The organism is Parabacteroides sp. KHUB-03, assembly GCF_056640975.1.
The window spans coordinates 2,198,974-2,218,524 of the sequence record NZ_CM153257.1 but is presented as its reverse complement, the minus strand read 5'-3'; the positions used below and the strand labels follow the sequence as shown (position 1 = coordinate 2,218,524).

General features: G+C 42.9%; 18 protein-coding genes. 7 read left to right on the top strand and 11 right to left on the bottom strand.

Going from position 1 to position 19,551, the window contains the following annotated elements; genetic code table 11:
* Nucleotides 1-3: 3 nt before the first annotated feature.
* Together carB and ACYIB7_RS09490 are read left to right on the top strand one after the other, a co-directional pair.
* Nucleotides 4-3,231, top strand: a complete 3,228-nt coding sequence (gene carB / locus ACYIB7_RS09495; RefSeq protein ID WP_480336871.1) for a carbamoyl-phosphate synthase (glutamine-hydrolyzing) large subunit — start codon at nt 4-6, stop codon at nt 3,229-3,231.
* A gap of 83 nt (nt 3,232-3,314) precedes the next feature.
* The gene (locus tag ACYIB7_RS09490; RefSeq protein WP_103982134.1) at nt 3,315-3,902 is read left to right on the top strand and encodes a Crp/Fnr family transcriptional regulator; all 588 of its coding nucleotides are present in this window, start codon (nt 3,315-3,317) and stop codon (nt 3,900-3,902) included.
* A 54-nt stretch (nt 3,903-3,956) separates the two neighbouring features.
* Here the strand turns inward: ACYIB7_RS09490 and ACYIB7_RS09485 are convergent, their stop codons facing one another.
* The 9 genes from ACYIB7_RS09485 to ACYIB7_RS09445 form a co-directional block, all read right to left on the bottom strand.
* Entirely contained in the window at nt 3,957-5,099 is a 1,143-nt protein-coding gene (locus ACYIB7_RS09485; protein ID WP_103982133.1) for an iron-containing alcohol dehydrogenase, read from the bottom strand.
* Between the two features lie 42 nt (nt 5,100-5,141).
* The gene (trpA, locus tag ACYIB7_RS09480; protein ID WP_103982132.1) at nt 5,142-5,915 is read right to left on the bottom strand and encodes a tryptophan synthase subunit alpha; all 774 of its coding nucleotides are present in this window, start codon (nt 5,913-5,915) and stop codon (nt 5,142-5,144) included.
* Between the two features lie 67 nt (nt 5,916-5,982).
* Entirely contained in the window at nt 5,983-6,633 is a 651-nt protein-coding gene (locus ACYIB7_RS09475; RefSeq protein WP_103982131.1) for a phosphoribosylanthranilate isomerase, read from the bottom strand.
* Complete coding sequence (trpC, locus tag ACYIB7_RS09470; RefSeq protein ID WP_480338470.1) at nt 6,630-7,439, bottom strand: indole-3-glycerol phosphate synthase TrpC; 810 nt, start codon at nt 7,437-7,439, stop codon at nt 6,630-6,632. The genes ACYIB7_RS09475 and trpC overlap by 4 nt, the downstream gene beginning before the upstream one ends.
* 106 nt (nt 7,440-7,545) lie before the next feature.
* Nucleotides 7,546-8,541, bottom strand: coding sequence for an anthranilate phosphoribosyltransferase (gene trpD / locus ACYIB7_RS09465; RefSeq protein ID WP_103982130.1), 996 nt, complete (start codon nt 8,539-8,541; stop codon nt 7,546-7,548).
* The gene (locus ACYIB7_RS09460) at nt 8,538-9,113 is read right to left on the bottom strand and encodes an anthranilate synthase component II (protein ID WP_103982129.1); all 576 of its coding nucleotides are present in this window, start codon (nt 9,111-9,113) and stop codon (nt 8,538-8,540) included. Before ACYIB7_RS09460 ends, trpD begins: the two co-directional genes overlap by 4 nt.
* 51 nt (nt 9,114-9,164) lie before the next feature.
* Complete coding sequence (locus ACYIB7_RS09455) at nt 9,165-10,568, bottom strand: anthranilate synthase component I family protein (protein WP_103982128.1); 1,404 nt, start codon at nt 10,566-10,568, stop codon at nt 9,165-9,167.
* Between the two features lie 37 nt (nt 10,569-10,605).
* Nucleotides 10,606-11,790 carry a tryptophan synthase subunit beta gene (gene trpB, locus ACYIB7_RS09450; protein ID WP_480336867.1) on the bottom strand — a complete coding sequence of 395 codons (1,185 nt, stop codon included), beginning with the start codon at nt 11,788-11,790 and terminating at the stop codon, nt 10,606-10,608.
* A 388-nt stretch (nt 11,791-12,178) separates the two neighbouring features.
* Nucleotides 12,179-12,853, bottom strand: a complete 675-nt coding sequence (locus tag ACYIB7_RS09445; RefSeq protein WP_103982126.1) for an SGNH/GDSL hydrolase family protein — start codon at nt 12,851-12,853, stop codon at nt 12,179-12,181.
* A 101-nt stretch (nt 12,854-12,954) separates the two neighbouring features.
* On the opposite strand from ACYIB7_RS09445, the gene ACYIB7_RS09440 reads away from it, so the two are divergent.
* Nucleotides 12,955-13,512, top strand: a complete 558-nt coding sequence (locus tag ACYIB7_RS09440) for a LemA family protein (protein WP_099465256.1) — start codon at nt 12,955-12,957, stop codon at nt 13,510-13,512.
* 5 nt (nt 13,513-13,517) lie between these two features.
* Entirely contained in the window at nt 13,518-14,492 is a 975-nt protein-coding gene (locus ACYIB7_RS09435) for a M48 family metallopeptidase (RefSeq protein ID WP_103982125.1), read from the top strand.
* 436 nt (nt 14,493-14,928) lie between these two features.
* On the opposite strand, the gene metF is transcribed toward ACYIB7_RS09435, so the two are convergent.
* Nucleotides 14,929-15,879: a methylenetetrahydrofolate reductase [NAD(P)H] gene (gene metF, locus ACYIB7_RS09430; RefSeq protein WP_099465508.1), complete on the bottom strand. Its 951-nt coding sequence runs from the start codon at nt 15,877-15,879 to the stop codon at nt 14,929-14,931.
* Between the two features lie 50 nt (nt 15,880-15,929).
* Nucleotides 15,930-16,295, bottom strand: coding sequence for a winged helix-turn-helix transcriptional regulator (locus ACYIB7_RS09425; RefSeq protein ID WP_103982124.1), 366 nt, complete (start codon nt 16,293-16,295; stop codon nt 15,930-15,932).
* A 166-nt stretch (nt 16,296-16,461) separates the two neighbouring features.
* Between ACYIB7_RS09425 and ACYIB7_RS09420 the strand changes: the two genes are divergently transcribed.
* From ACYIB7_RS09420 to ACYIB7_RS09410, 3 genes are all read left to right on the top strand, one after another.
* Nucleotides 16,462-16,989, top strand: coding sequence for a DJ-1/PfpI family protein (locus ACYIB7_RS09420; RefSeq protein ID WP_103982123.1), 528 nt, complete (start codon nt 16,462-16,464; stop codon nt 16,987-16,989).
* 161 nt (nt 16,990-17,150) lie between these two features.
* Complete coding sequence (locus ACYIB7_RS09415; RefSeq protein WP_480336864.1) at nt 17,151-18,170, top strand: branched-chain amino acid aminotransferase; 1,020 nt, start codon at nt 17,151-17,153, stop codon at nt 18,168-18,170.
* Between the two features lie 173 nt (nt 18,171-18,343).
* On the top strand, nt 18,344-19,522 hold the full coding sequence (locus ACYIB7_RS09410) for an ATP-binding protein (protein ID WP_099465488.1): 1,179 nt from the start codon (nt 18,344-18,346) through the stop codon (nt 19,520-19,522).
* The last annotated feature ends 29 nt before the right edge of the window (nt 19,523-19,551 follow it).

Below are 19,551 nucleotides of genomic sequence, written 5' to 3'. Positions count from 1 at the left end.
ACAATGAAAGAAAATATAAAGAAAGTCCTGGTACTAGGTTCCGGCGCACTTAAGATAGGTGAAGCCGGCGAGTTCGACTATTCGGGCAGCCAGGCATTGAAGGCTATCAAAGAAGAGGGTATTCATACGGTGCTCATCAATCCTAATATTGCTACGGTGCAAACGTCCGAAGGGGTTGCCGATACGGTTTACTTCCTGCCTGTCACTCCTTTTTTTGTAGAAAAGGTAATTGCCAAGGAGCGTCCTGACGGTATTTTATTGGCCTTTGGAGGGCAAACGGCACTGAATTGCGGTGTGGTTTTGTATCAGAGTGGAGTATTGGAGAAATATGATGTGCGCGTATTAGGAACGCCGGTGCAGGCTATCATGGATACGGAAGACCGCGAACTGTTTGTCCGTAAGTTGGACGAAATCGGTGTGAAGACTATAAAAAGTGAAGCGGTAGATAATATCGTTGATGCCCGCCGTGCAGCCAAAGAACTGGGATATCCGGTTATCATCCGCGCAGCATATGCGTTGGGTGGACTTGGTTCTGGCTTTTGCGATAATGAAGAAGAGCTGGATGTACTGGCGGAAAAAGCCTTTTCTTTCTCCCCGCAAGTATTGGTAGAAAAGAGTTTGAAGGGGTGGAAAGAGGTGGAATACGAGGTGGTGCGCGACCGCTTCGACAACTGTATCACTGTCTGCAACATGGAAAACTTCGATCCGCTTGGCATCCATACAGGTGAATCGATTGTGATAGCTCCTTCGCAAACGCTTACTAATAGCGAGTATCATAAGCTCCGTGAGCTGGCAATCCGCATCATTCGCCATATCGGCATTGTAGGAGAATGTAATGTGCAATATGCTTTCGATCCGGAAAGTGAAGATTACCGGGTGATTGAGGTAAATGCCCGCTTGAGCCGTTCGTCGGCATTGGCATCAAAGGCAACTGGTTATCCGCTGGCATTTGTCGCTGCCAAGTTGGGGCTGGGTTATGGTTTGTTTGATTTGAAGAATTCGGTGACGAAGACTACGAGCGCTTTCTTCGAACCGGCTCTGGACTATGTGGTTTGTAAAATTCCGCGTTGGGATTTGGGGAAATTCCACGGCGTAGCCCGTGAACTAGGCAGCAGCATGAAGTCGGTAGGCGAGGTGATGGCTATCGGACGTACGTTTGAGGAAGCCATTCAAAAAGGTCTTCGTATGATTGGACAGGGAATGCACGGTTTTGTAGAGAATAAAGAACTGGTCATACCGGATATAGATAAAGCTTTGCACGAACCGACCGACTCCCGCATTTTTGTTATCTCGAAGGCTTTCCGTGCCGGTTATACTGTAGACCAGATACATGAGCTTACCCGGATAGACCGCTGGTTCCTGCAAAAGCTGTATGGTATTATGCAAACCGATAAAGAACTGCGGGCATTTGATATGAAAGGAATACAACGTTGGCGGTTAGACCCGGCCTTGATTCGCCGGGCGAAGGTTCAAGGTTTCTCGGACTTCCAGATTGCACGGGCTCTTGGTTTGGATGATGATATAGAAAAAGGAATGATGCAGGTGCGTCAATTCCGTAAAGAACATAACATACTGCCTGTTGTAAAACAAATCGACACGTTGGCTGCCGAATATCCGGCTCAGACTAACTACCTGTACCTGACTTACAGCGGAACAGAGAATGATGTGCAATATGTCGGCGACCGCCGTTCGATAGTTGTGCTGGGCTCCGGTGCATACCGTATCGGCAGTTCAGTCGAGTTTGATTGGTGTGGAGTGCAGGCGTTGAATACGATCCGCAAGGAAGGTTGGCGCTCTGTTATGATCAACTATAATCCTGAAACCGTGTCGACAGACTATGATATGTGTGATCGCCTTTACTTTGACGAACTGACTTTCGAACGTGTGATGGATATTCTCGAATTGGAAAATCCGCACGGCGTGATTGTCTCTACCGGAGGTCAGATACCAAATAATTTGGCTATGCGTTTGGATGAACAACATGTCAATATCCTCGGAACTTCTGCAAAGAGTATCGATAATGCCGAAGACCGTGAAAAGTTCTCTGCCATGCTTGACCGGATCGGTGTAGACCAGCCCCGCTGGAAGGAGCTTTCTTCGATGGAAGACATCCATGCTTTTGTGGATGAAGTCGGGTTTCCTGTATTGGTTCGTCCGAGCTATGTACTGAGTGGTGCTGCTATGAATGTTTGTTCTAATCAGGACGAGTTGGAACGCTTCCTCAAGCTGGCCGCCAATGTGTCGAAAAAACACCCGGTTGTAGTGAGCCAGTTTATCGAACATGCCAAGGAGGTGGAAATGGATGCTGTTGCCGATAAAGGTGAGATTGTCATGTATGCAATCAGCGAACATATCGAGTTTGCGGGTGTCCATTCCGGCGATGCAACTATTCAGTTCCCTGCACAAAAACTGTATGTGGAAACAGTCCGTCGTATCAAACGCATCAGCAAGCAGATTGCAAAAGAACTGAATATCTCCGGCCCGTTCAATATTCAGTATTTGGCCAAGGGCAATGAGATAAAGGTGATAGAGTGTAATCTCCGTGCTTCCCGAAGCTTCCCCTTTGTGAGCAAGGTGTTGAAGATAAACTTTATCGAACTGGCTACCCGCATTATGTTGGGATTGCCTGTCGAAAAACCTAATAAGAATGAATTTGACCTGGATTATGTAGGTATCAAAGCTTCCCAGTTCTCCTTTAACCGTTTGCAAAAAGCTGACCCTGTATTAGGTGTGGATATGGCCTCTACCGGTGAGGTGGGTTGTATAGGTGATGATCTATCCGAGGCCGTTTTGAAGAGTATGCTTTCGGTCGGTTACCGTATTCCGGCAAAGAACATTCTACTTTCTACCGGTACGCCGAAACAGAAAGTGGCAATGCTTGATGCGGCAAAGATGTTAGCGGCGAAAGGCTATAACCTTTATGCTACCGGAGGTACATATCGTTTCCTGACAGAAAACAATATACCCTGTACTCAGGTGTACTGGCCGAGTGAGCAAGGCGAGCCGCAGGCACTTACCATGTTGCATGAAAAGAAGATTGATATGGTGGTGAACATACCCCGTGATCTTTCTGCCGGTGAGTTGGATAACGGTTATAAGATACGTCGTGCTGCTACAGACCTGAATATTCCGCTTATCACGAATGCCCGTCTGGCAAGCGCTTTTATCGAAGCCTTCTGTACATTAAGTATAGACGATATTCAGATTAAAAGCTGGCAGGAATATAAATAGTTGATATAAGTTTTGATGAACTTTTTCTATGTTTGGATATATCAATTAATTTCTATCTTTGCGTTGATTAAAAACGACTTTGAATGAATTCCCAAAGAGATATAGCACATAAGATTGTAGAGCTATCGTATCCTCCGTTTCAAATAACTGAAGAAGCTGTAGATAAGTTGGCCTCTATATTAATCCGTACAGACCTGAAGAAAAATACAATATTCCTGAATGAAGGGGAAATCTGTAAACAGATAGGATATGTAGAGAAAGGCATGATCCGCCAGTTTTATTTTAAAAACAAGAAAGATCTGACAGAACATTTTGCATGTGAGCATAGTATTTTTATCTGTATTGAAAGCTTTCTTCGTCAGCGTCCGGCGCATTTGATGGTAGAAGCTCTGGAAAATACAGTTTTGTATGGGATTCCTCATGATCCATTATTGAAATTAGCTTCTGAAAATTATGAGATCGAAGTCATTTATCGTGGCTTGTTGGAAGATTCTCTCATTTTATCACAGCGGAAAACAGACTCATTCCGTTTTGAAACGGCTAACGAGCGTTATAACCGTTTGTTGAAAGAACATCCCGAAATCATACAGCGTGCACCATTGTCTCACATTGCTTCCTATCTTCTTATGACGCCGGAAACGCTCAGCAGGGTGCGTGCCAGTTTGCAGTAAAAAACAGGGAGGTGATTTTTACACCTCCCTGTTTTCGTATTAAGTAAGCTTCATTTATTTACAGTTTTCAAGAATAGCCCTTGCTGTCTTTCCGTCTACATTCTGACATTCGCCAAAAGCAACACCGCGTTTGTTGAAACGATGTTCTATTTCGGTAATTGTTTCGTCACCGATGTTTACTTCTGATAAACGGGTTTGTAATCCGAGACTACGGAAGAACTGTTCTGTTTTTTCTATTGCCTTGTCTATTCGTTCGTTGGCCGAACCATAGTTGATGCCCCAGACACGTTCACCGTATTGGAGAATCTTGTCTTTTTTCTGGTCACGGAGGGTGCGAAGGGTTCCGGGAAAAACAATTGCCAGTGTAGCGCCGTGGGTCAGGCCATGGAGTGCTGTCAGTTCATGCCCGATCATGTGAGTTGCCCAGTCCTGCGATACTCCCATAGATATGAAACCGTTTAATCCCATTGTTGCAGACAGCATAAAATCGGCCATCAGATTGTAATTCTTGGGATCATTTTTGATTTGAGGGGCTATTTCAACGAGAGTATCTAGTATTCCTTCCGCCCAGCGATCCATCAGCCGGGATTGTCCGGTGGTTGTCATATATTGCTCCATCACATGTACAAAAGTGTCGGCAATTCCGCAGGCTATCTGGAAAGAAGGTAATGAGAAAGTCGTCTCCGGGTCAAGTATGGAGAATACCGGATAGTCGCTGTAAAATGGGTATTTTTCTTGTGTCTCCTTGCAGGAAATTACAGCCCCGTTATTCATTTCCGAACCAGTGGCGGGCAGGGTGAGGACAGTTCCCATTGGAATACAATCGTAATAAGAACCTTTTTTTACGAGGTCCCAGGCATCTCCGTTATAATTCAGCCCGGCAGAAATCAGTTTGGTTCCGTCTATAACTGAGCCACCGCCAACAGCAACCAGGAAGTCTATCTGCTTCCCTTTTCCCAACTCGATAGCTTTGCGGAGAGTTTCGATGGTCGGATTAGGTTCGATACCCCAGAATTCTACAATATCACGGCCTTTAAGGGCTCTGATTACCTGATCGTATACTCCGTTTTTCTTTATGCTTCCTCCTCCAAACGTTACCATGATGTGGTGGACGGCTGGAATGGCCGTTGTTAACTTTTCGATCATACCCTTGCCGAAAATCAGGCGGGTTGGATTGTGAAATGTGAAATTGTTCATCTTTTCGGATTTTAATTTATGAATAAAACATCACGAAGATTGCTATTGTTTCAGAGCTTCCAGTAACTTATCGACTGCTTCCGCAGGTGTAGCTTCGCTTTTTAGCAGTTGTACAAACTTACTGCCGATGATAGTGCCCGATGAATTGGCTACGGCTGCTTCGTAAGTAGCTTTATTGCTGATGCCGAAACCGATCAGCCGTGGGTTGTGCAATCCCATTGCATTGATGCGGCGGAAATAGGCTTGCTTTTTTTCATCGAAATCTTTTTGTGCCCCGGTGACGGCAGCGCTTGATACCATGTAGATAAATCCGCTGGTATGAGCGTCAATGAGACGTATGCGTTCTTCGGAGGTTTCGGGGGTAATGAGCATGATGACTTTTAGATCGTAACGGTCGGCTATGGGTTTGTAATCTTCCATATAGTCGGCATATGGAAGGTCGGGAATGATAACACCGGATACACCTGCATCTGCACAACTTTGGCAAAAAGCCTCAAATCCGTATTGCATGATAGGGTTGAGGTACCCCATCAGAATTACAGGAATATGTATATCATGATGTATTTCTTTTAATTGTTGAAAGAGCAGACGGAGAGTCATTCCGTTTCGCAGCGCTTGTGTGGCTGCTTCCTGAATGACGGGGCCATCGGCCATTGGGTCAGAGAAAGGGATGCCTACTTCCACCATATCGATGCCTTTGTTTTGAAGGGCTTGAAGGGTGGCTGCCGTATTGTTGAGGCCGGGATAACCGGCTGTGAAAAAGACGGACAGTATACCGCCTTTTTTGGTGTTGAATAAGTTTGTGATGCGATTCATATTGATAATATTAATTAGTAGTTAAGTAGTCAAGTAGTTAAGAATAATAGCGACTCTGACTACTTAACTACTTTGACTTCTTAGATTTCTTGACTTCTCTGATTGCGGAGAGGAAAGTTCGTAATTTTTCTACGTCTTTCAGTCCGGGTTGGGTTTCAAAACCGCTATTCAGGTCTATGCCGATAAACCGGGGATGGCGGAAATGGCGGATGCCTTCAATACTGTCCGGGTTGATTCCACCACTCAGTAGAAAAGGAGTCTCACCTTTATAGGTTGATAGAATATTCCAGTCGAACTGTTGTCCGCTACCTCCGTAAACATTGCATTTGGTATCGAAAAGGAAATAGTCAATACGTCCTTCGTATTTTACCGTCTGCTCCAAATCTTCGGCGGAAGCTATGGGGATGGCTTTAACAATGGCATAGCCCCGTTTCTGAAGGGTGTAGCAATCGTCCGGACTTTCATTGCCGTGCAGTTGCAGGTAGTCCAGGCCGAAAGAGGTAGCTGTCTGTATCATCGTCTCAACGGAAGCATTGACAAAGACACCAACCTTTTTCAGTTGACAGGTGCGCAAGCGGTATTCTTGAAGATGATTGTCAACTGCTTCAAATCGTCTTGGCGATTTGGGGTAGAAGATAAAGCCTATCCAGTCCACGTTCAGCCTGGCAACGTCGCGTATATTGTCCGGCTCGCGCATGCCGCATACTTTTACGATCATGATAATTGTTGGATTAGCCGGGTTAATGCTTCACCCGGATTTCCGGTTTTCATAAACGCTTCACCCATGAGGAATCCGCGGAATCCACCTTCGCGCAGCCGTATAATCGTTTCGGCATCCGATAGTCCGCTTTCCGAAACTAGCAATGGTGCTTTCGTTTCCTTTTCCGCATGTTCGCGTAACTTCTCTGTCAGACGGAAGGAGTTTTGCACATCTGTATGGAAGGTTCCGAGGTTACGATTGTTTACTCCCAGCATGTCGATGCAATCATTCAAGTGATCCAGTTCTTCGGCGGAGTGCACTTCGAGCAGTACTTCCAGTTGCAGGCTGTGTGCCGTCTCTGCTAATTGCCGGCACTCTTCAACGGTGAGGGCGGCAGCAATCAGAAGAACAGCATCGGCACCCATTACCCTGGCCTGAAATAGTTGGTACGGATCAATAATGAAATCTTTCCTGAGCAACGGTAGCGTGGATATGCGCCTCGCCTTTTGCAGATCACCCAATGAACCTCCAAAAAAATTATGATCTGTCAGGATGGAGCATGCTGCAGCACCACCCTCCTCGTAAGAAGGCACGACAACCGCTGCGTCAGCTTTCGGAAACAACCATCCCTTCGATGGACTCTTTCGTTTGAATTCCGCAATGATCCCAGCTGATGACTCCAGCGCTGCCCGCATGCTGAGCGGCGCTCTGTCGAGGCGGTCGCTTGCCATGCCGAGCATCGTTTGTAGTGGAACAGCCTGTTTATGTTGTGCCACCTCCAGACGTTTGTTGACTATAATATCGTTTAATATATCTTTCATAATCTGTTTTATTTCTATTCTATATCTTTTGCTTGCAGCTGCATCTTTATGCTTGTGCAGCAAGTAAAAGGAGTTACTGCATCTTTTCCTGTCTGGCAATCCAGGGCGATCAGCTATTCAGTGATACAAACTTTTTGAAGGTTTTTAACGCTTTTCCGCTGAAAAGCGCCTCTTTTGCTTCCGTGAGACAATCCGCTATCTTTTTATCAGGACAGATTACTTGTATGGCGAATGCAGCATTTGCTATTACACAATTGGTTTGTGCAGGTGTGGCGGTTCCCGAAAGGACTGCATCAAAAATACGGGCGGCATCGTCTACGGTTGCTCCTCCGTCCAGATCGGCTTCCGTGCATCGGGTAAGTCCGAGCATTTCGGGGGTGTAGAGTTTTTCTTTCTCTGCCATGGCAACCTTAAATTCAGCCGTAAGCGAAATTTCATCGTACCCGTCCAGACTGTGTACTACGGCGAAATGCGTCCCGCTCTCTTGATACGTGTAGTTGTAGAGCCTTAACAGTGGCAGGTTGTAGACTCCTAACAGTTGATAGGTCGGAATCACAGGATTTACCAACGGCCCCAACATGTTGAAAAAACTACGCACGCCCAGGCTTTTGCGAACGGAGGCTACAGCCTTCAAGGCAGGGTTGAAGAGTGGGGCATGCAGGTAGGCGATGCGGCACTCGCCGATGGAACGGCGCAGATGCTCGATTTCGTTTGTAAATTTAACGCCGTGCTGTTCCATTACATTGCTGGCTCCGCTTACCGATGTGGCTCCATAATTGCCGTGCTTCACTACGTTGTAGCCTGCACCTGCCACTACAAAACACGCACAGGTACTGATGTTGAATGTGTTCTTGCCGTCGCCTCCCGTACCTACTATGTCGATAGGCTTGTACTCGGAAAGGTCGATGGGAATTCGCATTTCGAGTAATGCTTCCCTGAAACCCGTCAGTTCTTCTACGGAAATGTTGCGCATCAGAAATACGGTGATGAGGCTGGCTATCTGGGAGTCGTTGTAACTTCCTCCGGCGATGTTCTGAAGTATTCTGCGTGCCTCGTCACGACCCAGATACTGATGTTCGAACAATCTGTACAATATATCTTTCATGCAAATGATGTTTTTAGCCAGTTGCTTATAATGATCTTGCCTTTGGGGGTAAGAACGGATTCGGGATGAAATTGTATGCCGCGGACATCATACCGCCGATGGCGCAGGGCCATGATTTGTCCTTCTTCGCAATCCTCGGCAGTGACTTCAAGGCAATCGGGGAAGTTTTCGTGCGAAACGACCCACGAATGGTAACGCCCGGCGCGAAATCCGGGTTCGAGTCCTGCAAAAAGGGGATCGGGGGCGATGACACGGATGTCTGAGCAAACGCCGTGGTGTACGTTCGCCAGGTTGATTAGCTTTGCACCGAATGCTTCGCCGATGGCCTGCTCGCCAAGGCAGACGCCCAGGATGCTTTTTGTTGGCGCATAACGGCGGATGAGAGGAAGCAGAATGCCGGCTTCTTCCGGTATGCCGGGGCCGGGTGAAAGGAGAATCTTGTCGAAACGTTCTACTTCGTCCAGTGCAATCTTGTCGTTGCGGTACACCTCTACATCGGCGTCCAGTTCCTTCAGTATATGAAGCAGATTATAGGTGAAGGAATCGTAATTATCGAATAAAAGAATCTTCATTGTCTTGTATTTGTTTATTTATATTTGTGTGTAATTCTGTCAAGCCTCCGGTTAATTAATAAGTTGATTGGCCAGGTCGATTGCTTTTTTCAGTGCTCCCAGCTTATTGTTTACCTCCTGCAGTTCGCGTTCGTCATTGCTTTTGGCTACTATGCCGGCGCCGGCCTGATAATAGAGGACGTTTCCGCGGCTCACAAAAGTGCGGATCGTGATGGCTTGGTTCAGATCGCCGTCCATACCGATAAATCCTATGCAGCCGCCGTAAGCTCCGCGGTTGTGTTTCTCTATCCCGGTAATGAGCTGCATGGCACGAACTTTGGGTGCACCGCTCAAAGTTCCGGCCGGAAAGGTATCTATATAGGTTTTCACCGGGTTACTTTCCGGATCGACCTCTCCGCTTACACGTGATACGAGGTGGATTACATGGCTGTAATATTGTACCTCTTTATAGAAATCTACTTGTACATCGTGTGCGTTCCGGCTTAAATCGTTTCGGGCAAGGTCTACCAGCATGACATGCTCGGCATTCTCTTTCGGATCGGCCAGAAGCGCTTCGGTACGCTGGCGGTCTACTTCCACATTTCCTGTTCTGAAGGCTGTTCCTGCAATCGGATCGATGCTGGCATGTCCATCGGCTACTTTGCAATGCGTCTCCGGAGAAGAACCGAAGATGCGGAAGCCTCCGAAATCAAAATAGAATAAATAAGGTGACGGATTGATACTGCGCAGGGCACGATAAACCTTGAAATCATCCCCTTTAAACGGTTGCTCGAAGCGACGGCTCAGTACGATTTGGAAAACGTCGCCACGCAGGCAGTGATGGATGCCCTGGCGCACCATAGTTTTGTATTCGTCGTCTGTGATGGGAGAGGTTTCTTTACCGACAGATTGAAAATTGTAGGAGGCGTAGTTACGGTTTTCGATCAGTGTCTCGATTTCCTGCAGGTTGCCTTTTTCGCCATCAATAACCAATTCCACCAAGGCGAGTTCGTTTTTAAAATGATTGAAGACCAGTATATACTTATATAATATGTATAGCATGTCGGGAGCATCATTTTCTTCGTGGTGCGCTTCCATGACCGGGATATTCTCAAAATAGCGTATGGCGTCGAAGGCTGTGTAACCAAAAAGACCGCAAACTTTCCGGTCGGCTCCTTCTATGCTGAAACTGGACAGGAAGGCATTCATTGCATCTGCAACGTTATGCGTTTCGGTTATCGGACTTACTTTGCGACTTCCGTCAGGATAGACCGCCGTACATTCGCCATTGTTGATGCCAATACTGGCCAAAGGGCAAAGAGCTATGTAAGAAAGGCTGTTTTCATTTCCATGAAAATCAGAGCTTTCCAATAGCGCCGACTCCGGGTATATATCCCGCACTTTCAGATAGATGCTTACGGGGGTATGAAGGTCGCCCATCACACGCTTGCTTATTGTTTTAAATTTATAGTTCATAACGGTGTTATTTAATACCAGTTTACATGATATTCAATTAGTTGTTTTTATAATTGATATATGTCTCCATATCCTTGTCTCCACGTCCTGAAACTGTCAGTACAACAATGTCTTCTTTTTTGAAATCAACCTTAGGCAGAGCACCCAGCGCATGTGCGCTTTCCAATGCGGGGATAATGCCTTCAAGTTCGGTTAGTTCGAAAGCGGCTTTTAAAGCCTCGTCATCATCTACGGCCAGTATCTTTGCCCGGCGACTGACGGACAGGTTGGCATGAATTGGTCCGATACCGGGATAATCCAGACCGGCGGAAATGGAGTAAGGCTCTTCTATCTGGCCGTCTTCGCTTTGCATCACCAGGGTACGGGCGCCATGGATGATACCCTTTTTGCCAAGTTGGATGGTAGCGGCACTCATGCCCGAATGGATACCTTTTCCTCCGGCTTCGGCAAGTACGATCTTTACGCGTTCGTCATCAATATGGTGGTAGATGGTTCCGGCTGCATTACTTCCTCCGCCTACACAGGCAATCAGGTAATCAGGATAATTCCGGCCTTCTTTTTCTTGTAGCTGTTTCCGTATTTCTTCGCTGATAACCGATTGTAGGCGGGCAACCATATCCGGATAGGGGTGAGGACCAACAGTAGAACCGATGATGTAATATGTATCGGAGGGATGACAACACCAGTCGCGAATGGCTTCGTTTGTGGCGTCTTTCAGTGTCATGTTGCCGGAGGTGACGGGAATAACAGTTGCGCCGAGCATCTCCATTTTTTGTACATTAGCGTGCTGACGTTCTACGTCCGTTTTACCCATGTACACAATACATTCCATGTCCATCAGGGCGCACACAGTGGCAGTAGCAACACCATGCTGACCGGCTCCTGTTTCTGCAATGATACGGGTTTTGCCCATCCGGCGTGCCAATAGGATTTGCCCGATTGTGTTGTTTATCTTGTGGGCGCCCGTATGATTCAGGTCTTCCCGTTTGAGGTAGATTTTGCAGCCGTATTTTTTACTTAACCGCTTGGCAAGGTAAAGGGGGGAAGGACGGCCTACGTAATCGCGGAGCAACTGATCGTATTCAGCTTTGAAGCTTTCGCTATCCAATACTTCGAGGTAAGCATTCTGGAGATCTTTTACGCATTGGTGAAGGATTTCCGGGACATAAGCTCCTCCAAATTCACCGTAGTAACCATTTTTGTCTACTTGATACGTTTTCATCTTTGATTCTTTTATTTTGTTGTTTTTATGTTTTTGTGATAAAAAGAAAAGAGGCCTGCCGCAAGTGCGACAGACCTCTTTATTGTATTTTGTACTATTCAGGTATATACATATAGGCTTCGTCCCTTACGAACTTTTGAGTTGTACGGAGCGCCACCACCAATATGTATTTACTATGAATGTTTTCATTTTGTTCTCTTGTTACGGCAGCAAATATAGAGATTGTATAATAATCTGCAAATAGTATTGCTGTTTTTTTTGAAAAAATAATTTGTGTGTCCTTTATTATGATATAAATAAATCATCCCGGTCATTTATAAAAAAGATCCCGATGGTTTTATAAAATCATCGGGATCTTTTTACTAAAAGTGAATTCTTGTCCGGAAATTTATTTCAATGCTTTTTCAATAGCTGCTTTTACCATCGGTTCCATGATTTTGTATCCCTTGGTGGTAGGGTGTACTCCGTCTGACGCATTTTCGGCAGAAAGACCTCCTCGTTCATCAACCATTGCAGTATAATAGTCCAGATAAATAGCCCCTGTTTTATCTGCGTAATCCTTAATCATATTGTTTAATTCTTTTACCAGTGGAGCAGGCTTTACACCAGGACGCCAAGGGAATTCGTATGCCGGAAGTGTAGAGCAAAGGATAACTTTAATATTGTTTGCCCGGGCAAGATCGGCCATTGAAGCTATGTTTTCGAACGTGTTCTTTAATGGTACGGCATAATCATTATATGCAATGTCATTTATACCGGCAAGAATAACTACTACTTTCGGATGAAGATTGATTACGTCAGGACGGAATCGCACCAACATCTGGGATGTTACCTGTCCTCCGATACCTCTGTTTGCATAATTGTTGGAAGTAAAAAAAGCCTGATTGTTATTCCACCATCCTTCAGTAATGGAATTTCCCATAAATACAGCCACCGGTTTCTCTACGGTTGTGTTCGCTTTTGTAAATTTACCGAAATTGGCCCAATCTTTATATTCCGGTGTTTGGGCTGAAATGAGAGTAGCACTTAAAAGGCATATAGCCGATACGATTAATTTTTTCATGATACAATTAGATATATTCAATTAGTAATGGAACAAAAGTAGAAATAATATCTGTTTTTTATGTATGTTTGCCACAAGTATAATTATAAACTTTGACATCTATGACATCAATTATTATTATCGCTGTTGTTGCGGTTATTGTTATTTGGGTAATTTCATTGTATAACTCTTTGGTGAAGCTGAGAAACAACCGGGAGAATGCATTTGCTGATATCGACGTGCAGTTAAAACAACGTTATGATTTGATTCCGCAATTGGTAGAAACAGTAAAAGGGTATGCGTCACATGAAAAAGAAACGTTAGAAAGAGTCATCAATGCTCGTAACGGAGCCGTTAATGCAAAAACAATTGATGAAAAAATTGCAGCAGATAATATGCTGACTTCCGCACTTTCCGGCTTGAAGATCACTTTGGAGGCTTATCCCGACCTGAAAGCAAATCAAAATTTCCTTCAACTGCAGGAAGAGATTGCAGACCTGGAAAACAAATTGTCTTCTGTAAGACGTTATTTCAATTCGGCAACAAAGGAACTGAATAATGCAATCCAAACTTTCCCGTCCAATATTATTGCCAATATGTTCGGTTTCCATAAAGAAACAATGTTTGATTTAGGTGAACAGCGTGCTACGTTGGAAGAGGCTCCGAAAATTAAGTTTTGATAAGGATGCAATACGTTGGTATACATACACAGCAGAGGCAGAATAATTTTCGTTCCATGCTTTTGCTTTTCCTTTTTCCCTGTCTGGTGATAGGGCTGTTGTATGCGTTTTGTTATTTATTGCTTTTACTGGCTTATAATGATGATGGCCTGACACAGACGCAAATGTTGAGTTATTCCACGGCTATGTTTATTCATTTTGCTCCGTATGTATTGGGTGGTGTTTTGCTATGGTTTATTATTGCTTATTTTGCAAATACCAGTATTATCAATTCGGCAACCGGCTCTCGTCCGTTGGAACGAAAGGATAATAAGCGTGTGTATAATTTGGTGGAGAACCTATGTATGGCTCAAGGTATGAAAATGCCAAAAGTGAACATCATTGATGACGATTCTTTGAATGCCTTTGCCAGTGGAATTAATGAAAATACCTACACTGTAACATTATCCCGGGGCATTATTGATAAGTTAAATGATGAAGAACTGGAAGCGGTGATTGCCCATGAACTTTCCCATATTCGTAATCGGGATGTACGGTTGCTTATTGTTTCAATCGTATTTGTCGGAATTTTTGCCATGTTGGCTCAGATAGCAATGCGCTCTGTTTATTATTCTTCATTTACCTCATCACGGGACAGGGAAGGAAAAGGGAACGGAACAATTGTGATTGTTTTGGTAATGTTGGTTGCTGCGGTGGGATATTTTTTTTCAATGTTAATGCGCTTTGCAATTTCCCGTAAAAGGGAATACATGGCAGATGCCGGTGCGGCAGAGATGACTAAAAATCCTCGTGCATTGGCTAGCGCTTTAAGGAAGATCTCAGCTGACCCTGATATTGAAGCTGTTCATCGTGAAGATGTTGCACAACTTTTTATAGAACATCCGGGTAAACAGGCAGAGAGCGCTCTGAGTGGCCTGAGTGGTCTTTTTGCTACGCATCCACCTATAGGGAAGCGCATCCAAATATTGGAACAATTCTGATAATTTGATTATTTTGTGGGTTTTTATTGCGGTTATTGCGAATATATTATGCATTAATAAATATTATACAATATGTTTTGATGACAAAATGATAGTTGCTGCCTTTGCGTTATGTAAACGAAAGGTAGCAACTGTTTTTATATATGAATATACATAGGAAAAAGAAAGCTTCCATCTTGTTGATATATACGGGTGGAACCATTGAATAAGAGAAATAACGATACCCGAAAATGGTTATCTATGAAATAAGAATTAAGTTTATAAAAACATAAATCGATATTAAAAATGAATATCCGTTATTTATAAATGGTTTGGCTATTACTAAAATGGCTGCAGCTATGGCCAATTATCAACTGGGATTAAACTGAGAAGATAGCATATAAAAATCAAACAGGAAAGGGCGTATTATAGATATGTATATAATACGCCCTTTCTTTTAATATATTTCTTTTGCTATCTTTTGAACACTGTCCGAAGCCATCATCGTATAAAAATGGAGGCTCGGCACACCATGTGCGATCAGGTCTTTACATTGTTGAATACACCATTCAACACCAACTTCTTTAGCTTCTTCATCGTTTTTACATTTGCGGAGTTCGCAAGCAAAGGCTTCCGGTATGTCGGAACGAAATATTTTAGGAAGTACGGTCAGTTGATTTTTGAATACTATCGGCTTGATTCCCGGAATAATAGGAACAGTAATACCCTCTTTGCGACAGCGTTCTACGAAAGCATAATATTTTTCATTATCGAAAAACATTTGTGTTACCAGATAATCGGCTCCGTTTTTAACCTTCTCTTTCAGGTAAAAGATGTCAGATTCCATGTTGGGGGCTTCTTCGTGCTTTTCGGGATAGCATGCCATTCCATACGAAAATGGAGTTTCATTTGCTTCAAATGCCGAACCGTCTATGGCAATTCCTTTATTGAAATTGTTTACCTGCTTCTGTAAATCGGTAGCATGTTCATGGTATTGGTTGGTCTTTTGGTCGGCATCTAACGTTTTTATGTCTCCTCTCAATAATAACAGATCGTAAACACCCAGAAAGTTGAGATCGATTAAAGCATATTCCGTTTCATCTTTTGTAAATCCTTTACATATAATATGGGGCACCGCTGTAATTCCATATTTGTATTGTATGGCAGACGCAATTGCTACAGATCCGGGACGTTTACGGATGTTTACCTTTTGGAGGTTTCCATCCGATAATGTTTTATATATGGATTCGCTGTGATGGGAGGTTATATTAATGTATTTAGGATTAAATTCCCTGAGTTTATCAATTACGTTGTAAACTTTTTGAATACTATTTCCTTTTAAAGGAGGTAGTATTTCAAAAGAAAAGGCAGTGCTTTTACTGCTTTTTATCAAGTCGATTACTTTCATATTGTGTTTTATTTTGTTGCAAAAGTAATAAATCTTACCTGTTTTTACAATCAAACAGTTTCTTCGTATTTTTTGTCTGTCCGTTCCTGCAGGATAGCGTCGGTATTTGCGATTGCCCAGTCTACAAGATTCTTTAAAAGAGGAATCAAACTATTCCCTCTTTCGGTAAGTTTATATTCGACACGTGGCGGAACTTCCGCATAGATGGTTCGGCTGACTAATCCATCAGCTTCCAATGCACGAAGAGTAACTGTAAGCATACGTTGTGAAATGTCTCCGATACTTTTTTGAATGTCATTGAATCGCATCGTATTGTTGGCATTTAGAGTAATCAGGATAAGCATACCCCATTTACTGCTGAGGCGGCTTATTATGTCACGGATCGGGCAAAATCCCGTAGGGTGAAAATTTTGCATAATTTAACCTGTTCTAATGGATTGTGTTTCAATATTAGTTACTTCAATGTAAGTGACTGACTTTTATGTGCCTTCTTGTTCGCATGAAAGAGTCAGTATATATTTGCGATACAAAAGTAATAAACTTACTATTAATAACTATTGTCTCATCTAATTTTATAATGTTATGGCAAAGCAAGTAGCAGTTTTAGCAGTTAATCCGGTAAATGGATATGGTTTGTTTCAGTATCTGGAATCTTTTTTCGAAAATGGTATTCCATATAAAGTGTATGCAGTTTCCGATGGAAAAAACATACGTGCGAATTCTGGTATAATGATCCAGGCTGATGATGTTGTAAAAAATTTAATAGGTCATGCTGATGATTATGATGCTTTGGTATTTTCATGTGGTGATGCAGTGCCTGTATTTAAAGAACATGCTTCGGAAGCATATAATGTAGATTTATTGGCAGTAATTAAAGAGTTTGCAGATAAGGGCAAGTTAATGGTTGGGCATTGTGCTGCTGCACTGATGTTTGAAATAGCCGGAGTGGATAAAGGCAGAAAATTGGCTGTTCATCCTTTGGCTAAGCCAGCTATCCTGAATGGTGTAGCAACGGATGATGCCTTTGTTGCGGATGGGAATTTCTATACTGCACAATGTGAACATTCTGTTTCTTTATTAATGCCAGAATTGATTGAAGTATTGAAATAAAAGTACAACTTTTTTTTGTATACGGGGCATTAATACATGTTTGTAGAGAATTGAGATAGAGATACGGCTTATGTTTATAGATGTTTATCTTTGTACGTATTTTTGTGTCATTCTATAGTTTTATTAATATCTTTGCGTTCAATAATCTAATAACGTAAGATATGGAAAGTATAAATTGGTCTGATCTGTCTTTCGGATATATGAAGACGGATTATAATGTAAGATGCTATTACAGGGATGGAAAATGGGGGGAATTGGAAGTTTCTTCTTCGGAGATTATAAACATCCACATGGCAGCTACATGCTTACATTACGGACAGGAATCTTTTGAAGGCTTGAAAGCTTTTAAAGGAAAGGATGGAAAAATCCGCGTATTCCGTATGGATGAAAATGCCAAACGTATGCAGTCTTCAAGCCGTGGCATTAAGATGGCTGAGCTTCCGGTTGAGAAATTTGAAGAAGCTATACGTAAAGTTGTCAAATTAAACGAACGCTTTGTTCCGCCCTATGAAAGCGGTGCTGCTTTATATATTCGTCCGCTGATGATAGGTTTGGGTGCCCAGGTCGGAGTAAAACCAGCTCCAGAATATATGTTTATGGTATTTGTTACGCCTGTAGGTCCTTACTTTAAAGGTGGATTCAAGCCTTCAAAAGTATGCATTATGCGTGATTATGACCGTGCTGCGCCTCATGGAACAGGTACGATTAAAGTTGGTGGTAACTATGCCGCCAGTCTGGTAGCCGGCGAAAAAGCAAAAGAACTGGGCTATGCCGCAGTGTTATATCTGGACCCAAAAGAAAAGAAGTATCTGGATGAATGTGGCCCCGCTAATTTCTTTGGTATTCGTGGAAATAGTTATATCACGCCGCAGTCTAATTCTATTCTTCCCTCTATTACAAATAAAAGTTTGCAGCAATTAGCTGAAGATATGGGGCTGAAGGTAGAACGCCGTCCGGTTCCGTTTGATGAAATCGCTACTTTTGAAGAAGCTGCAGAATGTGGAACGGCTGCAGTGATCGCTCCGATTTCTCAGATTGATGATATTGACATGAATAAGTCGTATATAATATCCAAGGATGGTAAGCCTGGTCCTGTTTGCGAAAAGCTTTACAATAAACTTCGTGGTATCCAATACGGTGACGAACCCGATACCTACAACTGGGTTACAATCATTGAATAATATCTTTTAGTAAATAATAGTTGATAAGTGATAGTTTTGAATTAATATTTTATGGTGAAAATTGCTAACTCTGTGTTGCAATATTAAGAAGATTAATTATCTTTGCCACGTTTATAATTTGATACAGTTGCAGGAAATTGTTAACTGTCACTTGTCAACTATTAACTGGAAAAGTGGAAGCATTCTTTAAAACACATAAGTATTTGGTGGAACATTTGCAGGCACCGGTACGTAGAGGATTGATGGATGAAATCAACTGGGATGACCGGTTGATCGGTATTAAGGGTTCCCGCGGTGTAGGCAAAACTACATTTTTGCTGGATTACGCCCGTGAATATTTTGGCGCCGATAATAAAGAATGTCTGTACATAAATTTGAATCATTTTTATTTTACGGAACGTACACTGGTAGATTTTGCTGCTGAGTTTAGAGCAAAAGGAGGTAAGGTGTTGCTTATAGACCAGGTGTTTAAATATTCGGGTTGGTCGAAAGAGCTCCGTTACTGTTATGATAATTTCCTTGATCTTAAAATCGTTTTTTCTGGTTCTTCTGTAATGAGGTTGAAAGAAGAAAATCCCGATTTGTCAGGAAAAGTTGTTTCTTATAATCTGCGTGGTTTTTCCTTCCGTGAGTTTCTGAATTTAATGTCGGGAAATGAATTTCCGGCGTATACTTTTGATGATATCCTGCAAAATCATCAGGATATAGCGAAAAAAATTTGTTCGGTTGCAAAACCGATGGCTTACTTTCAGGATTATTTGCATCATGGTTTTTATCCGTTCTTTTTGGAAAAACGTAATTTTTCGGAGAACCTGTTGAAAACTATGAATATGATGTTGGAGGTAGATGTCTTGTATATAAAACAAATAGAACAAAGCTATTTGCCAAAACTGCGTAAACTGCTTTATTTGTTGGCAACAAGTGCTCCCTGTACTCCTAATGTGAGTCAGTTGAGTAAAGATATTGAAACGTCACGTGCAACGGTAATGAATTATATAAAATACCTGACAGATGCCCGTTTGATGAATATGCTCTACCCTGTGGGAGAATCGTTCCCGAAGAAACCGGCTAAGGTATATATGTATAATTCGAATCTGATGTACCCGATTCGTCCTATGGAGGTGAATATGGGGGCTGTGCGGGAATCCTTCTTCTATAATCAGTTGTTGAAGGACAATACTTTAAATGAAGGAGTGAAAAATACTCACTTTTTAGTGAATTCCAAATATAATTTCCGGATTGAAGAAAACATGAAAGTGAGAAACAATCCTGATTTATATTATGCTGTTGATAAGACTGAAGTAGGGGATGGAAACATGATTCCGCTTTGGTTGTTCGGTTTTTTATACTAATTTGAACTAATGAGATTCTTTATTAAATA

Coding starts and splice junctions, on each gene's coding strand:
- ACYIB7_RS09460 (WP_103982129.1), bottom strand. CDS start 9,113: ATGAAGATTCTTTTATTCGATAATTACGATTCCTTCACCTATAATCTG.
- ACYIB7_RS09475 (WP_103982131.1), bottom strand. CDS start 6,633: ATGATCGTAAAAGTATGCGGCATGCGCGAGCCGGACAATATACGCGAC.
- ACYIB7_RS09445 (WP_103982126.1), bottom strand. CDS start 12,853: ATGAAAAAATTAATCGTATCGGCTATATGCCTTTTAAGTGCTACTCTC.
- trpD (WP_103982130.1), bottom strand. CDS start 8,541: ATGAAAGATATATTGTACAGATTGTTCGAACATCAGTATCTGGGTCGT.
- trpA (WP_103982132.1), bottom strand. CDS start 5,915: ATGAATCGCATCACAAACTTATTCAACACCAAAAAAGGCGGTATACTG.
- ACYIB7_RS09490 (WP_103982134.1), top strand. CDS start 3,315: ATGAATTCCCAAAGAGATATAGCACATAAGATTGTAGAGCTATCGTAT.
- ACYIB7_RS09440 (WP_099465256.1), top strand. CDS start 12,955: ATGACATCAATTATTATTATCGCTGTTGTTGCGGTTATTGTTATTTGG.
- ACYIB7_RS09455 (WP_103982128.1), bottom strand. CDS start 10,568: ATGAACTATAAATTTAAAACAATAAGCAAGCGTGTGATGGGCGACCTT.
- ACYIB7_RS09485 (WP_103982133.1), bottom strand. CDS start 5,099: ATGAACAATTTCACATTTCACAATCCAACCCGCCTGATTTTCGGCAAG.
- metF (WP_099465508.1), bottom strand. CDS start 15,879: ATGAAAGTAATCGACTTGATAAAAAGCAGTAAAAGCACTGCCTTTTCT.
- carB (WP_480336871.1), top strand. CDS start 4: ATGAAAGAAAATATAAAGAAAGTCCTGGTACTAGGTTCCGGCGCACTT.
- ACYIB7_RS09415 (WP_480336864.1), top strand. CDS start 17,151: ATGGAAAGTATAAATTGGTCTGATCTGTCTTTCGGATATATGAAGACG.
- ACYIB7_RS09435 (WP_103982125.1), top strand. CDS start 13,518: ATGCAATACGTTGGTATACATACACAGCAGAGGCAGAATAATTTTCGT.
- ACYIB7_RS09420 (WP_103982123.1), top strand. CDS start 16,462: ATGGCAAAGCAAGTAGCAGTTTTAGCAGTTAATCCGGTAAATGGATAT.
- ACYIB7_RS09425 (WP_103982124.1), bottom strand. CDS start 16,295: ATGCAAAATTTTCACCCTACGGGATTTTGCCCGATCCGTGACATAATA.
- trpB (WP_480336867.1), bottom strand. CDS start 11,790: ATGAAAACGTATCAAGTAGACAAAAATGGTTACTACGGTGAATTTGGA.